The 16,695-nt window shown below is 32.1% G+C and carries 9 protein-coding genes and 1 pseudogene; all 10 read right to left on the bottom strand.

The genetic code is table 11. The annotated features are described in order from the left end of the window. A pseudogene (locus tag ACKI5C_RS06285) lies at positions 1 to 4,024 on the bottom strand (hypothetical protein); the annotation flags it as partial. Positions 4,025 to 4,371: 347 nt separating this feature from the next. Continuing rightward, positions 4,372 to 5,064, bottom strand: a complete 693-nt coding sequence (locus tag ACKI5C_RS06280) for a dihydromethanopterin reductase (acceptor) (protein WP_407432326.1) — start codon at positions 5,062 to 5,064, stop codon at positions 4,372 to 4,374. Between the two features lie 6 nt (positions 5,065 to 5,070). Continuing rightward, positions 5,071 to 6,339, bottom strand: a complete 1,269-nt coding sequence (glyA, locus tag ACKI5C_RS06275) for a serine hydroxymethyltransferase (RefSeq protein ID WP_407432325.1) — start codon at positions 6,337 to 6,339, stop codon at positions 5,071 to 5,073. A 150-nt stretch (positions 6,340 to 6,489) separates the two neighbouring features. Further along, on the bottom strand, positions 6,490 to 8,478 hold the full coding sequence (locus tag ACKI5C_RS06270; protein WP_407432324.1) for a 4Fe-4S binding protein: 1,989 nt from the start codon (positions 8,476 to 8,478) through the stop codon (positions 6,490 to 6,492). Between the two features lie 246 nt (positions 8,479 to 8,724). Next, the gene (locus tag ACKI5C_RS06265; protein ID WP_407432323.1) at positions 8,725 to 9,630 is read right to left on the bottom strand and encodes an AEC family transporter; all 906 of its coding nucleotides are present in this window, start codon (positions 9,628 to 9,630) and stop codon (positions 8,725 to 8,727) included. Between the two features lie 64 nt (positions 9,631 to 9,694). After that, positions 9,695 to 10,630 (bottom strand): DNA repair and recombination protein RadA, encoded by a 936-nt coding sequence (gene radA, locus ACKI5C_RS06260; RefSeq protein WP_407432322.1) that lies wholly within the window; start codon positions 10,628 to 10,630, stop codon positions 9,695 to 9,697. Between the two features lie 22 nt (positions 10,631 to 10,652). After that, a complete protein-coding gene (locus tag ACKI5C_RS06255) occupies positions 10,653 to 13,271 on the bottom strand; it encodes an OB-fold nucleic acid binding domain-containing protein (RefSeq protein WP_407432321.1) in 2,619 nt (872 codons plus the stop codon). Positions 13,272 to 13,419: 148 nt separating this feature from the next. Next, a complete protein-coding gene (locus tag ACKI5C_RS06250; RefSeq protein ID WP_407432320.1) occupies positions 13,420 to 14,823 on the bottom strand; it encodes an undecaprenyl-phosphate glucose phosphotransferase in 1,404 nt (467 codons plus the stop codon). A gap of 50 nt (positions 14,824 to 14,873) precedes the next feature. Next, on the bottom strand, positions 14,874 to 15,731 hold the full coding sequence (locus tag ACKI5C_RS06245) for a glycosyltransferase family 2 protein (protein ID WP_407432319.1): 858 nt from the start codon (positions 15,729 to 15,731) through the stop codon (positions 14,874 to 14,876). Positions 15,732 to 15,737: 6 nt separating this feature from the next. Further along, positions 15,738 to 16,694 (bottom strand): glycosyltransferase family 2 protein, encoded by a 957-nt coding sequence (locus ACKI5C_RS06240; protein ID WP_407432318.1) that lies wholly within the window; start codon positions 16,692 to 16,694, stop codon positions 15,738 to 15,740. Position 16,695 lies beyond the last annotated feature (1 nt).

Here is a 16,695-nt window from a genome sequence, read left to right as displayed (position 1 = left end):
AAGTACCTTTGATGTTTCTTAAAATACCAATATGAGTATCTAAAACTTGAGCAGCCTTTTTAGAAGTCATATTAACTTTATAAACTCCAGTATCGCCCAAAGCATAATTTAAAACAGTGTAATTTTCAAACCCAACAGTTGTAGTTTGAGCTATGCCATTAACAGTTAACTGAAGATAAGCATCATAAATCAAGTTACCATTATCATCACAAACAACAGCAACCAAATCATATAAAGAATCAGTAGTATCAATAGTTTTATTTTCTAAAATAGTAGCATTAACTTGAGAAGTAATTACACCATAATTATTATAAATTTCTGCAAAATCAGTATTTATAACATTGTTTTCCAAGTATAAATTACCACTAGCACCAAGATAAATGGAATTAGCAACATCAGCATTAATATTATCCTCAAATTCAGAATCTACAATAGAAACAGTGGATGCCTGATAATGATATATTGCTCCACCACGGCCAGTAGCATTATTGCCACTGAATAAAACATCATTAATATTTATAGTGGCTTTATTTGAATAAATTGCACCACCATCACCTTTACCAGCACCTAAACCTTTAGCAGTATTATTAATAAATTCAGAACCATCATCAATATTGATTACAGCATTACTACTAGAAGAAGCATAAATTGCACCACCAGAAGCAGCAGTGTTATTTTCAAACTTAGAACCTTTTATATTTACATTATTTTGAGATCCAAGATAAATTGCACCACCATAATTTCTAGCCACATTATCTATAAAGTTAGAACTTGCAATAGTCAAATTACAATAAGCTTGAGTAGCAATTGCACCACCATGTCTCATACTAGATGAATAAGTAGCCACATTATCTTTAAAAGTACAGTCAGTGAAATTCAAATTACAATAAGTATCAGTAGATATAGCACCACCATAAGTAATAGAACCCGTACCACTAACATTTGCTAAACCATCACAAAGAGTAGCATTACTAATAGTCAAATTAGAATATCTATTAAGATAGAAAATACTATAACTGTTATTACCACTAATAGTTTTTCCATTACCATCAATAGTTACTTCATTACTAATAACAACACCACTAGGGAAGTTAGCACCATCAATTTCAAGAGTATAAGTGAAATTATAAGGTAAAACTAAACTACCAGTAGCAGTATTAATTTTATATTGTAAATCTGTATAAGTACCATTAATATTATCATAGAAAAGAACTTCAACTTCAGCATCATCTAAAGTTTTAGTACCAGGATTACCAGTACCCCATTCTAACCTATAATCAGCCATATCATTTAAGTTATTAGGAACAGAATATTGTTTAACACTAAAAGGACCAACAATATGATCAATCAATTTAACTTCACCATCATACTCAATAACAAGATCCTCATTAAGAATACCAACCAAGTTTACAAAAATCCAAGGAGCAGTAGAAGTCTCAGCAGGATCAGTAATGGCATTCATAGCAGCCTCCCAACTATGACCAGCAATAAAAGTATAAGGATCACGAACAGGATTACCGTCTACATCAATACCATCTTCCCTATTAAATGCATAATAAATCCTATTCATAGGACTGGTCGGATCAGCCAAAGCAGCATCATAACTTTCTTTGTCCTTAACAACAATATATCTAACATTTGTATCAGGAGATTGATAAACAGAACCGGAATCTACAGCATCATCATCATGATAACATTTACTACCAGTAGTAAAAGTACAATTTTCAAAAGTTAAACTGCCAGAAGAATAGATAGACTTTCCTTTATCACCTTTACCATTAATAAAACCAGTGTTAAAAATAGTTAAATTAGAAAATCCATAAACTCTTAATGCACGATTAGCTTCAGAAGCATTAATAATATGGCCTGCACCATCAATAGTAATATTCTTATTAATAAATATACCATCCAGATATCTGACAGCATTTTCAGCAGCAATATCAGCAACAGGATCATAAGCATAATCAGCATCTAAAGTAAGTACACCACCGGCAGGAGTAGCATCAATAGCATTTCTCAATTCAGTAAAAGACTTATAAGTGTCAACAAAACGAACATTAACTTTATTAACATCTAAAGTTTTATCAAGAGGGTCACCAGTACCCCACTCTAACCTGTAATCAGTCATACCTAAATCATTAGGAACAGAATATACACGATAAGGACGATCTAAAGTACTAGCAACAGCCTTAATCTGATCACCATAATTAAACGTGAACTCACCAGAAAGACCATTACAATTTACACCAATCCAAGGAAAAGTAGAAGTCTCAGCAGGATCAGTAGGAGCATTCATAGCAGCATCCCAACTATGACCAACAATCAAAGTATCTGGATCAGTAACATGATTACCATTTTCATCAATACCGTCTTCCCTAGGATTATTATAATAATATCTGTTTAATACACTAGTAGGATTAGCCAAAGCAGCATTATAACTAGCCTCATCCTTGATAACAATAACCCTTTCAGGTTCAGGAGACTGATAAACAGAACCGGAACTCACAGCATCACCATCATGATAACAATTACTACCAGTAGTAAAAGTACAATTTTTATAAGTTAAATCACCAGAAGAATAAATAGACTTACCTTCAGCAGCCTTACCATTAATAAAACCAGTATTAATAATAGTTACAATATTAAAACCATAAACTTTGAATGCACGATTAACCTGAGAAGCATTAATAATATGACCCGCACCATCAATAGTAATATTCTTATCAATAAAAATACCATCAGCATACCTAGTAGTATGACTATTCCAAGATACATCATCGAGAGTATCAACACTGGCATCATACGCATAATCAGCATCTAAAACAAGTGTATCACTAGCACCATCAATAGCATTCCTCAAATCAGTGAAAGACTTATAAGTGTCAACAAAACGAACATTAACTTTATTAACATCTAACTCTTCAGCACCAGTATTACCAGTACCCCACTCTAACCTGTAATCAGTCATACCCAAATCATTAGGAACAGAATATACACGATAAGGACGATCTAAAGTACCAGCAACAGCCTTAATCTCATCACCATAATTAAACGTAAACTCACCAGAAAGACCATTACAATTTACACCAATCCAAGGAAAAGTAGAAACCTGAATAGAAGGATCATGAGGATTAACAGTCCAAGCATGCATAGCAGCATTCCAACTATGACCAACAATCAAAGTATTTGAATCACTAACAAGATCACCATTTTCATCAATACCGTCTTCCCTAGGATTATTATAATAATATCTGTTTAATACACTAGTAGGATTAGCCAAAGCAGCATTATAACTGGCCGCATCCTTGATAACAATAACCCTTTCAGGTTCATCAGGAGACTGATAAATAGAATGTGAACTTAAAGCTTGACTATCATCATAAGTATTAGCACCATCTATAAAAGTACAATTATCAAAAGTTAAATCACCGGAAGAATAAATAGCCTTACCTTCAGCAGCTTTACCATCTATAAAAATAGTATTTTTAATAGTTACAATATTAAAGCCATAAATTTTAAATGCACGGTTAACCTCAGAAGCATTAATCGTATGGCCAGCACCATCTATAGTAATATTCTTATCAATAAAAATACCATCAGCATACCTAGTAGTATGACTGTTCCAAGATTCAGCATCGAGAGTATCAACACTGGCATCATATTTATAATCAGAATCTAAAACAAGTGTGTCACTAGCACCATCAATAGCATTCCTCAAATCAGTAAAAGTACCAGTTTCTCCACTGGACAATACGTAATCATTACTAATTCCAAGTATTTCACTATTAACAGCAATAGGAATTTCATTTAAATAATTACCTTCATAAGATTTAGCATTTGTTTGTAAAGAACTACTTGTATCCCCAGTAAGTTCATCAGCTAAATCCATGAATGTTCCTTCACCGGCAGCCAACACATTGTCATTTGCACTAACTTGTAGTACAGCAGAGTCTGTAGTTGAAACATTGCCGGAACTATCTGATATTAAATCAGATGTATCTTGCGCTGAAACGCAAGAAACCATAAGTAATACCATTAATGTAAACAATATTAATGATATCGACTTTATTTCATGTTTAGACATCTTTTTAATCCCCATTTGTGAATTAATTATATAATTAATTTTTTCAGAAAATAAACTTATTTTCCAATCAAATTTGATAATTATTATTAACGAAATATTAACAATAATTGATATTTATTTTTATTAAAATTTACATATAAAACTTTTGAAAAATTTTACAAAAAAAGAAAAATAAGAATGTTTTAATCAATTAAAACAAAAAAAATTGAATAAAAACAGTAATAACCAATATTTAAACATGAAAAATTAGTAATACTTTAAATTTGAACAAATAAATAAAAAAAGAACTAAATTTTATCAAAAATATCATTAGGATGTTCAAATATTTGAATATCGTCAATTTCAGATAATTTACGAGTATTTTCAATATCAATGTCACGCATATATATGGTAATTATTTTACCTTCAGAAATTGCATCATAGGGACAGGTATTTCTGCACTGTCCACATCCAACACATTTTGTCAAATCTATTTCATCATGAGGAATAATTGCACCTTCAGGACATGCTAGAGATGCAACGCAATCATCACAACTTTGACATTTGTCTTTTTCAATTTTTGATGGTAAAACTGTATCAACAGGTCCCGGATGAATATCAACAGGAACCATGAAAGTTTTTACTGCACCTTTACCTGCCTGTGCAACAACATTCGTTACTAAAGTATCGGCAATACCGTAAACAATTTTAGAAACAGTATTAGCTGTTGCAGGTGAAACAATCAATAAATCATATTTGCCTAGGGAGAATCTGCCTGTTATTGGAAATGAAAATTTTTGATTGGAATCTGTTGCAAGTTCTCTGTATTTACCGCCGGTTAATCTGGCAACTCTTTCATAAAGACCATACATCTTCAATACTTCTTCGGCTGCTCCTGAGAGAAATATTGTGACCTCATGATCCTTAGCTAATTTTTCAGCTACCTGAACAGATTCATTGAGTAAATGACCTGCACCAGTAAAAGCAAATCCTATTCTCATGCTAATCTATAATTTATGATATTCATAAGCATCCTTTTTGGAGAATGCATAGTCGAGTACAGTGTACTGGTTCATGAATTCAGCAACTTCATCTGCAATATCTTCCTTATCAACTGCAACACGTTTAATAAATTCAGCAACTTCATCCATTTCTTTTTCTTTTAAACCTCTTCTGGTAATTTCCTGAGTACCAATTCTAATACCGGATGGATCATCACTGTTATCTCTGTTGTCTCCAGGCAAGAGGTTTTTATTTAAAATAACATTATTGTCTGCTAATTCACGAGCAATATCGGATGCGGATCTAATTTTAGTTAAGTTAACAGCAACTTGATGAGATTGTGTGAATCCCAAATCTTCACATAATACATCAAATCCTCTTTCATACAAAGCTTGACCTAAAGCCTGAGCATTTTTAATGGTTTGTTTAGCATAAGCTTCTCCAAATTCCAACATTTCAGCTGTAGCAATACCTAAACCAAGTAAATGGTGTAAATGGTGATTACTTACAACACCAGGGAAAACTGCATTGTCAATGATTTCCTCATTTTCTTTACTGGAAAGGATAATTCCTCCCTGAGGACCCGGGAATGTTTTGTGAGTACTTCCCATCATTAAATCTGCACCTTCTTTAAGTGGCTGTTGGAATTGGCCTCCAGCAATAAGACCTAAAACATGAGCACCATCATACATTATAGTAGCTCCAACTTCATCAGCAGCTTCACGAGCTTCTTTAATTGGATGAGGGAATAAGAATAAACTTCCACCGAATAAGACAATTTTTGGTTTTTCTTCCAAGATTTTTTTATTCATTGCATCTATGTCAATGTTCATTATATTACTATCAAGCGGGTGGAATATTGTTTTTAAACCATGAATACCGGCAGCACTAACATCAGCGTGAGAAATGTGACCTCCTGAAGGAACTTCCAAAGCCATTACCTTATCTCCAGGCTTTGAAAAAGCAAAAAATGCTGCGAGATTTGCAGTTACACCTGAAACAGGCTGAACATTTGCATATTCACAGTCATAAACTTCACATGAAAGTTTTTTGGTTTTATCTTCAACTAAATCGACATATTGGCATCCTTCATAAAATCTCTGAAATGCTTGTCCTTCAGCATATCTATGAGCAAAATCAGTAGCTAAAGCTTCAGTAACTTCTACACTGGTTACATTTTCAGAAGCAATTAAATTAATACTGTTTCTCATATATTGAGTATGTTCTTGTGCTATCTTTTCAAAGTTTAAAATTTCTTCATGATAATCAGTCATTTACTACACCTAAATTAAATAGTATATATTAATTTTGTAAATCTTATAATATAAGAGTTATGAAAAAAATAGTTTCCTAAAAAGAATTCCAATTATAAAAAAAATTTTAAAAAAAAAGTAAAAGAAATAGAGATTAAATAATCTCTAAATCTATTTTCCTATGTCTTCAAGAGCAGCACTGATTTGTGCCATAATTTGATCGGTTTTGAAGTGTTGTTGATCCATTGCACCAGATGGACATGCACCTACACAGGTACCACATCCTTTACATAAAGCAGTGTTAATTTCTGCATGGTGGGATCCGGAATCTTCAACAATTGAAATTGCAGCGAATGGACATAATTCGACACAAACTTCACAAGCACCACAAATACCTTCATCAGTACGTGCGACAATAGGTTCGATTTCTACTTGACCTTTAGCCATTGGGATAGCTGCTCTGGATGCAGCAGCAGAACCTTGAGCTACAGAGTCAGGAATATCTTTAGGACCTTGAGCTACACCAGCAATGTAAACACCGTCAGTTAAGGTGTCAACAGGTCTGAGTTTAGGGTGAGCTTCCATGTAGAATCCGTCTGCGGATTTGGAAACACCTAAGATTTGTCTGAGGTCGTCAGATCCTGCAGAGTGTTCAAGTCCAACACTTAATACAACTAAGTCGTATGTGTATTCAGTTACTTTACCGAGTAAAGTATCTTCTGCTCTGATTGTTAAGGTTAAGTCATCATTTTCGAAGATTTGTGCTGGTCTTCCTCTAATAAATTCAATACCGTATTTTTCTTGAGAGGTTTTGTAGAACTCTTCATATCCTTTACCGAATGAACGGATATCCATGTAGTAACAGGTTACTTCAGTGTCAGGTTCGTGGTCAATACATAATTGAGCGTTTTTCATGGAGTACATACAACATACTCTGGAACAGTAAGGTTTACCGATTTGCTCATCTCTTGAACCGACACAGTGGATAAATGCAACACGTTCAGGTTCGATACCGTCAGATGGTTTGATAACGTGTCCACCAGTAGGACCTGATGCGTTAATCATTCTTTCAATTTCCATTGCAGTAATTACGTTAGTGTAACGGCCGTATCCATATTGATAGATACTAGATGGGTCGAATGGGTCGTAACCGATAGCTGCAATAATAGTACCAACTTCTAATTCAATTTCTTCAGGTTGTTGGTTGTGGTCAATTGCATCTGGTCCACATGCTTGTACACATAAGTTACATTCGATACAGTAGTCTTTATCGATGGTTGCACATAATGGTACAGCTTGTGGGAAAGGAATGTAAGCAGCTTTAACCATACCGACACCTTCGTCGTAGTAGTTAGGTATTTCGATAGGACAAGCTTCTTGACAAGCTCCACATCCAGTACATAAAGCTTCATCAACATATCTAGGTTTTTTCTCAACTTTTACTTTGAAGTTTCCGATGTATCCGTCTACTTCTTTAACTTCAGCGTAAGAGATTAATTCAATATTTTCATGTTTAAATGCGTCTACCATTTTTGGTGCTAAAATACACATTGAACAGTCAAGAGTAGGGAAAGTTTTATCTAATTGTCCCATACGTCCACCAATGGTTGGGTTTCTTTCAACCATGTAGGTTTTGAATCCCATGTCACCTAAATCTAAAGCGGTTTGAATACCAGCTACTCCACCACCGATAACTAATGCTTTGTTATCTACTGCTACTTTAGTAGCTTCTAATGGTTCGAGTAATCTTGCTTTAGCAACAGCCATACGAGTTAAATCTTTAGCTTTTTGGGTTGCTTCTTCAGGTAAGTCCATGTGTACCCAAGAGTCTTGTTCTCTTAAGTTAGCAAATTCAAATAAAAATTTGTTTAATCCTGCTTCTTCTACACATCTACGGAAAGTAGGTTCGTGAAGACGAGGGGAACAAGCTGCTACGACAATACGGTTTAAGTTTTTCTCTTTAATGTCCTCTTGGATTAAAGCTTGACCAGGGTCAGAACACATATATTTATAATCAGTCGCGTGAACAACGCCAGGTAAAGTCTTAGCGTATTCAGCTACGTCAGGACAGTCGACGACTCCACCGATGTTAACACCACAGTGACAGACGTAAACACCTATCCTTAATTCTTCATTATTATCTCTTTTTTCTTCTGCCATAATTTTCACCTTGTACAAGTGTGCGAAATTATCTAACATATAGAGTTAGATATTAAATATGTAGTACAAACACATTAATAAAGCTTTCTGAAAAAATATTGGAGTAAAGTATATATATGATGAGAAAAAATAATCCTTAAATTAATCTTAATTTAAAAAAAAAGATTTTTAAAGGCTTTTTGAATATAATAAAAAATCTTATCAATAATTTTTAGGAATGCAAAAATTTTAATAGAATAAAATTTTCTAAATTAACATGATAATTATGGGCAAAGTTACAAGCGAAAATACAGTATTTATTAAAATACAATCGGAAGTCAATTCATAATCCAATTTATATGTAATAGCCAAAACTAAAGACAGCATACCTGATGGCATTGCAGCTTCAACAATAGAGACATTATATTGAAGATCAACAAGACCTAAAAATGATACTATTAAAAAGGCTATGAATGGAAAAAATGCCAATTTTATAATAGATGTAAAAATTATTGCGGATTTTGAACGTTTTAATCCCCTCAAATCAATGGAAACACCTAAAGATAACATAATTAGAGGAATAGCAGCATTTCCCAAATAATTTATAGTATTATCTAAAACCGGACCAATTGGAATATTAAGGGAATTTAATGAAATACCTAGAATAATTGCCCATACCGGAGGAAACAGAGCGATTTTTTTAACAGCGGTCTTTACACTGCCTCCAAATTTTAAAATTAAAACAAAAGACAGTATTAAAAATAAAAACATAGTAGCAGTATCACAGAATATGGCTCTTAAAAAACCTTCATAACCATAAATACCTAGACTGATAGGATAACCCATAAATCCAGTATTTGCAATCATAACAGTTATTAAAATACTCCACAAGCGTTTATCAGATAGATTAAAAGATTTTAGAATAAAATAAGAAACAATTCCCGTTATGAAAGAAGAAGCTAAAATAACGAATGGAAGAATTCCTAATTGTGGCATTAATGATAAATCTGCAGTATAAAGAGCATGAAAAATCATACTCGGAAGAAAAATATAAATCACTATATTATTTAAAGTATCAACATCTTTAAAAGATATAAAATCAATTCGCTTTAAAAAATAACCTAAAGCAATCATTAAAACAATTGATAAAATAGTGATTTCAATAGCGTTCATTATTAAAAAATAGGTAATTAAAATATTTAAAAGTAAAGGAAAAAGAAAAAATAGATGAAGATATTTAGTCTACAATACCTTCATTAGTAATTTTGAATACACATTCACCTTCAGGTAAATGAGGGCTGTCAACCAAACGAGCAATTCTTTTACCTGCAAGTCCTTTTTTAAGCCAAATTCTGTATGTAGAAGCGTGTCCTAAAACGTGACCACCGATAGCTTTAGTAGGGCTTCCAAAGAAGGAATCTGGTTTAGCTTGAACTTGGTTTGTAATAAATACTGCTACATTATAAGTATTTGCAATTTGTTGAAGTGAGTGTAAATGTTGGTTTAATTTTTGTTGTCTTACAGCTAAAGACTCTCTTCCAACATATTCTGCCCTAAAGTGAGCCATTAATGAATCGACAATAACTAATTTAACATTAGTACCATTTTGAATAAGTTCATTAATTTTATCAACCATTAAAATTTGGTGAGAAGAGTTAAATGCACGAGCAACATGAATTCTTTGTAAAACTTCTTCAACTTCTAATTCAAAACCATTTGCAATTTGTTTAATTCTTTCAGGACGGAATGTATTTTCAGTATCAACAAAAACACAATCTCCATCAAGACCACCTAATTCTTCAGGTAATTGAACAGTAACTGCTAATTCGTGTGAAATTTGACTTTTACCGGATCCAAATTCACCAAATACTTCAGTGATAGCTTGAGTTTCAATACCACCACCAATCAAATCATTGAATCCTTTACTTCCAACAGAAATATGACCAACATCTTTTCTTCTTTCATCAACTTCCAATGCAGTTTCAAAGCCAATATCTTCAGCTTTACGTGCTGCTTCAATAACTTTTTCAGCAACACCTTCTCCAATTTCTGCTTTAACTGATAATTCTTTTGGAGTAGCTGTAGCTAATCTCATCATATCTGCAAAACCTGCATCTCTTAATTTTTCAGCTGTTTTTTCACCGACACTTGGTAAATCTTCTAATTCCACCATAATAATCCATCCTTAATTTAATTTAATAATATTTTTGTAAAATTTTCTTTGGGCTGAGTTTTCTAACTTCATTAAAGTCATCATATCTAACATTTGCAATTACTTCTACAGTAATACCATTTAAATCTTCAATTCTTCCTTCTAAAGCACCAGGATCATCGTTAACTATAGTAACGATTTCATCTTTAGGCATTTCAAGTAACTCTTCAACAAGATTATCGAAGAAAGTAATTCCAATATCTCCAGTATCATCAACTAAAGTAGCAGGAATCATAATTGTAGTATTAGGTTCATCAAATGATTCTCCACAATATTCACAAGTAGTTTCACCATCAAGTTCAATGTCTCCAATGGAATTACCACAATTAGGACATTTTCTAATGAGTAATCTGTCTGAAATTATTTCCTGAAGAGTACCTGTAACACGCACATTGAAATCTTCATCTTCAATAGCTTCGATATCTTTAGGAACATAAATTGCTTCTTTTAATTCATCGAATGAAGGTAAATTCATTAATTCTTCATCACTTGGTTTTACAATAGCTGTAGATTCACCAATGCTTAAATTTAATTGATCATTAAAGAAATCAACTCTAGGGTTTTGGATTTTGATTGCTTCACCTTCATCAAATTCTCTTTTAGCATCTTCACCCCATAAGGATACCCTGATGGCCTGTGAATTATCTGCAATTTCAATATTTCTAACTAAATTTTTGGTACCGTCATCTCTTTCGAATTCACGAGCATCAAATACTTCAAAAATTCTTGCTACAATGAAAATGTTTTCATCATACTCTTCTAAATCGGAAATTTCACGATATTCATAAATCATTTTCTCTAAAGTTTCAAATGATGGTAAGAATTTAGCTTCTTCTTCAGATAACTTAACAATTCTTGAAGATGAACCTATATTTAAACCAATTGAATCCATAGTGAATCTTACTCTGGCATTTTCAATTAAATAAGCTTCACCGATACCTAAATCAATTTCAGTTTTATTATCCCATAAGGATAATTGAATGACATGGGTTCCATCTGAAAGGGATGCGGAACGAACATGTCCTACACTGCCGTCAGTTTGTCTTTCAAATGTTCTGACACCACCAACAGACATTATTCTACCCATTACATCAACATCAACACCGTCCTCATCGTACAACATGACTTGTTCAATAGGAATTGGCTGTAATTTTTCTCTAATTGAATCGAATAAGGTTAATTCATCTTCAGATAAATTTGTAGGATTTACAGTCACCTGAGTTGAGAAGTTAGTATTTATGGAATGACCTTCTGGAGTATATTCATCATAAACTACATTTCCACCAATTAATTTAACAATATCTCCTTTTTTAATGTCTAAATCTGCAGCGTCACCCCATAAAGTAACACGAATAGATCCTGTATCATCAGTAATATTGAAGTTTCTTAATTGTCCTTCACTTTGGTCTGATTTTCTAATAAATTTTCTAACATCCTGGATTTTACTTACAACACCAATTATTTCAACATCAGTGTCTCCGTCATCCAATTCATCGATTTTTGATAATTCATGCTCAAAATCAGGGACATCATAATCATCTTTAATTATTCTTCCATCCCAATGGCTTAATGATTTTTCACCATTTCTGTCCCTTACTCTAGCTTTAAGAATTTTAACAGTATCTCCATCATTTAAATCCAAGGATTTAATTAAATCAACATTTTTGTTCCATAATGTGTATGTTATAGTTCCGGAAGCATCCTGAAGTTCCAAAGAAGCAACCTGACCATCTTTACCGTTTTTATTATATGTTCTAACTGGCGGAATTCTTGTAATTCTGGCAATGATGTTTATTTCATCATCAGAATCCAAGTCTGATATATCGCCAATAGGAGTAATTTCTTCCGTGTAAGCTGGATAATCATTAGGGTTTGCATCAACTACTTTTTCAAATACAGATCTAGGTCTCATTGTAGCTTCAATACCAGAATATCCGTCTTTAATGTCTACATCCCCAACATGTACAATGTCTCCTTCTGAAATATTTTTTAAATGTTTAATATTTTCAGTCCATAAAACAACACGTATTTTCCCGGTTTTATCTTCAACATCAACATTACAAACTTTACCAGGATTTCCTTTACGGGTAGTAAATGATCTTGGATTGCTTATACTTTTTACAATTCCGGTAAATGATTTATCTTTGTCTCCATCTTCAAGCAATCCTATATCCTCGCTGGATCGTTCATCTTTTTCAACGAAAAGGTCCTCATCTTCATCTGTATATTCTTCAATGATTTGGTCAGCAAAAGAATCTTCACTCATAAAGGATATTTCTGAATTTTCTCTTTTTTTCTCATTCATCTTTGCTAAAAATTCCTCTTCGGAAAGATAATCTTTAACTTTATTGTATTTTTCTAAAAGTTCATCTGTCATTACGATTTCTTCAAAATCTTCATCGTCTTCTTCAGTTGAATCTTCAACCTTTGTAATTTCAGTAGCGCCAAGATGGTTTTTAACAACATCCTGTGCAGAATTTAATTCATCATAAAATTCAATATCTTCATTCATTGCACGCATTTCTTCCATTTCGGCTAAAAATTCTTCTTCAGAGAGTATATCTTTGACTTTATTGTATTGTTCTAAAATTTCTTTTTCCATACCAAACCCCTCATAAGAAAGTTAATTATTATTTTGTATTTTCCTATAATATAAGTAATGTGGGAGAGCATTTGAAGAGTAATATTTTATAAAAATATTTCTTAAAATGGTTTAAATAATCTATAAATTATTAAATATGTGATGATTATTAATATGCATTAGGATTTTTCTTTACTACAGTTTTAATCATTATACCTAAATCCAATCCCATATGCCAGTTTTCTACGTATTCAATATCATATTCTATACGTTTTTTAATAGAAGTATCTCCTCTACAACCATGAATTTGAGCCCATCCGGTAATGCCTGGTCTGACCTGATGCTTAACCATATATTTAGGAATTTCTTTTCTAAACTCATCGACAAAATATGGTCTTTCAGGCCTTGGTCCTACTACACTCATATCCCCTTTCAATACATTGAAAAACTGGGGCAATTCATCAATACTTGTTTTTCTAATAAAATCCCCAATCCTGGTTTTTCTAGGATCATCTTTTGTAGTCCATCCTGATTTTTCATCGTCCGGATTTTGAACTTTCATACTGCGAAACTTATACATTTCAAAAGGTTTTCCATGAAATCCTATTCTTTCCTGTTTAAAAATAATAGGACCTGGTGAAGTTAATTTTATTGCAATTGCAGTAATTATCATAATTGGAGAAGTTATAATAATAGCTATTACAGCAATAATATAATCGGAAAGATTTTTTATAAATCTATTAAATGCATCATCTAATGGAACATACCTTATATTAATAATTGGAATATCTTCAATCATGTCAACTGATGGCTGAGCCGGAAAATACCTTATATAATCCGGAATAATTTCTGCTTTTATTCCCACACGTTCACAGCTTTCCACCAGCTCATTTATTTTATAATAATATTTTAATGGAATAGCTAAAACGACACGGTCATAAGTATGATGATCCAAAACATAATCTAAATCTTTGAAAGCACCAATGATTTTGCTTCCTTCAACCTCAAGGCCGACACGATCACTTCTTCCTAAAAATCCACTAATATCAAAACCTAAATACGGATTGTTTCTTATTTTACGTGCAAAAGTAAATGCCAAATCATTATCTCCAACAATAAGAATATGTTTAAGATTTCTATTTTCTATACGTATTTTTTTAAGAATACTCCTTATAATGAATCTTTCAATTATACCTATGATTGTTGCAACAACAGCCAAAAGAAACAGCATTATTCTTGAAAAGTCCGGCTGATTTAGAATAAATAATATAGCAACTAACACGACAAATGCAACAATATTAACTTTAATAATTTGTGTAGCTTCTGAAAAAATCGTTTTATAGGTTCTGCGAGGTTTATATAACCCAAAAGAGAAATACAAAATTAAATAAACGGGAATGACAATAAAGATTAGAAAAATCAGATAACTCTGAATAGGTAAATGTCCTCCGATAGGGCCAAAAATTGTAGTTTTAAAACGAATCCACCATGAAATAGCTAAAGATAACACTATTACGGCAACATCGATTAAAACCAATGTAAAATTGAACCATCTTTGATTTTCTCTTATCATATATTAACCACGAAAATTAGTTAATATATTATATACATTTCATTGAATATTTAATTTTTCTTTTTGAAAATATTTAAAAAAAGTTTAACAATACATAACAAAAATATTCCTAAATATACTACAATGTTTACTAAAAAATTTGATTCTTGTGAATGATGTTTCTTATAATAAATATACATTGCACGATAAAATTCATAAATAAGTTTTGGCCTTTGTCTTTTACTGCTTGCACCTTTAAAGTGAGTTATTTTATCCTTTCCATAGTAAATTATTTTCCAGCCAGCTTTTTTAATTCTATAACATAAATCTATATCTTCGCCATACATGAAAAATGTCTCATCCAACAAGCCGATGCCGTCCAGGACTTTTTTTCTGGTAAAAATAAACGCACCGGTCAGACAATCAATTTCATAAACTCCACTATCATCCAAATCATCTAAATTATAATTATCGTCTTTACTTTTAGTTGGAATATGAAATAGTCTAAAAAATGAATTTTTTACATTGGGAAAACTGCGTTTACATGCCTTATCAAGCGTATTGTCTTCCAAAAGTACCTGACATCCACATGCACCGACATCAGGATTGTTTTCCATAAAATTATAAATATCTTCCAAAGTATTTTGCCAAACGATAGTATCCGAGTTTAAAAGTAAAATATATTTGGAATCAACAATTTTCAATGCCTGATTATTTCCTGCAGCAAAACCATTATTTGATTTGGAAGCGATGAACTTTACTTTATCTTTAAAGTACTCCTTAAGTTTTGATAAGCTGTCATCTACTGAAGCATTATCCACAACAATGATTTCAATACTAAAGGGATAAGTATAATCCAATATTGAATTAATGGTATTTTTTGTTAATTCAAACGTTCCATAATTTACTATTACAACCGACAAATCCATAATACTTCACTTTTTTATAAATTTTAATGTATTTACAATTAATTTATACTCTAGTTTAAAATAGTTTTTCAAATTATCTTTTTTAAAATTTACTTTTTTAAGTTTGGATCGTGTAGACATGCCTTCTTTAATACCTTCAAGATAAAGTGAACCGAATCCTTTTTTTACAAAGAAAATATATTTTATCAAGAAACCTAAAAACAAAAATATAAAGTTAATAATCTTTAATGGAATTGGCAAATTTTTATAAACAGTCCATATATTATTACGGGCCGCTATCTTAACTTTAAACTCATTATATCTGCTGCCGCTCGTTGCACTGCCAATATGATATACAATAGCTTCGGGACACAATAAATTTTTATAGCCGTTAATTTGCGACCTGATGGCCAAATCGACATCTTCCATATATGCAAAGAAATTATCATCAAACAGACCAATTTCATTTAAAACATCCTTTTTGTATAATGCGGCTCCAGCACAGCTTGAAAAGATTTCTACAACTTGAGAATAATTATCAGAACTTTGATTTTCCCCTATTTTTTTGGTCCATCCAAGGAGGTTATATGCATCTCCCGCATCGTCGATGAGCTGCTTATTGTTGGATTGAAGCATTTTAGCCTGAACGGAAAAGACATTTTCATCCCGAATCAAATCCAGCATCGCCTTAATTGAACCTTTTTTAATTTCAGTGTCATTATTTAAGGAGAAAATATAGTCATGTTTTGCCTTTAAAATTCCCTGATTAACAGCAGGTGCAAAACCCATGTTTTCATCATTTTTAATCAGTACGACTGGAAAATTAAATGAATTATTTTGAATATAATCTATACTGGAGTCATCAGATCCGTTATCAATGATTATTACTTCACCTATATATTCACTGTCATCATCAAGTGATTTAAAATAATTTTTAAGAAATTTAACTCCATTATAATTGGGGGTGATAACTGAAACTTTCATA

This window comes from Methanobrevibacter sp. (genome assembly GCF_045646045.1).
Taxonomy (GTDB): Archaea; Methanobacteriota; Methanobacteria; order Methanobacteriales; family Methanobacteriaceae; genus Methanocatella.
This window is presented reverse-complemented; position numbering and strand designations above follow the sequence as displayed.

Bases quoted from the DNA above. Each gene is read 5' to 3' on its own strand.
- radA (WP_407432322.1), bottom strand. From the start codon at position 10,630: ATGGTGGAATTAGAAGATTTACCAAGTGTCGGTGAAAAAACAGCTGAA.
- ACKI5C_RS06270 (WP_407432324.1), bottom strand. From the start codon at position 8,478: ATGGCAGAAGAAAAAAGAGATAATAATGAAGAATTAAGGATAGGTGTT.
- ACKI5C_RS06255 (WP_407432321.1), bottom strand. From the start codon at position 13,271: ATGGAAAAAGAAATTTTAGAACAATACAATAAAGTCAAAGATATACTC.
- ACKI5C_RS06250 (WP_407432320.1), bottom strand. From the start codon at position 14,823: ATGATAAGAGAAAATCAAAGATGGTTCAATTTTACATTGGTTTTAATC.
- ACKI5C_RS06265 (WP_407432323.1), bottom strand. From the start codon at position 9,630: ATGAACGCTATTGAAATCACTATTTTATCAATTGTTTTAATGATTGCT.
- glyA (WP_407432325.1), bottom strand. From the start codon at position 6,339: ATGACTGATTATCATGAAGAAATTTTAAACTTTGAAAAGATAGCACAA.
- ACKI5C_RS06240 (WP_407432318.1), bottom strand. From the start codon at position 16,694: ATGAAAGTTTCAGTTATCACCCCCAATTATAATGGAGTTAAATTTCTT.
- ACKI5C_RS06245 (WP_407432319.1), bottom strand. From the start codon at position 15,731: ATGGATTTGTCGGTTGTAATAGTAAATTATGGAACGTTTGAATTAACA.
- ACKI5C_RS06280 (WP_407432326.1), bottom strand. From the start codon at position 5,064: ATGAGAATAGGATTTGCTTTTACTGGTGCAGGTCATTTACTCAATGAA.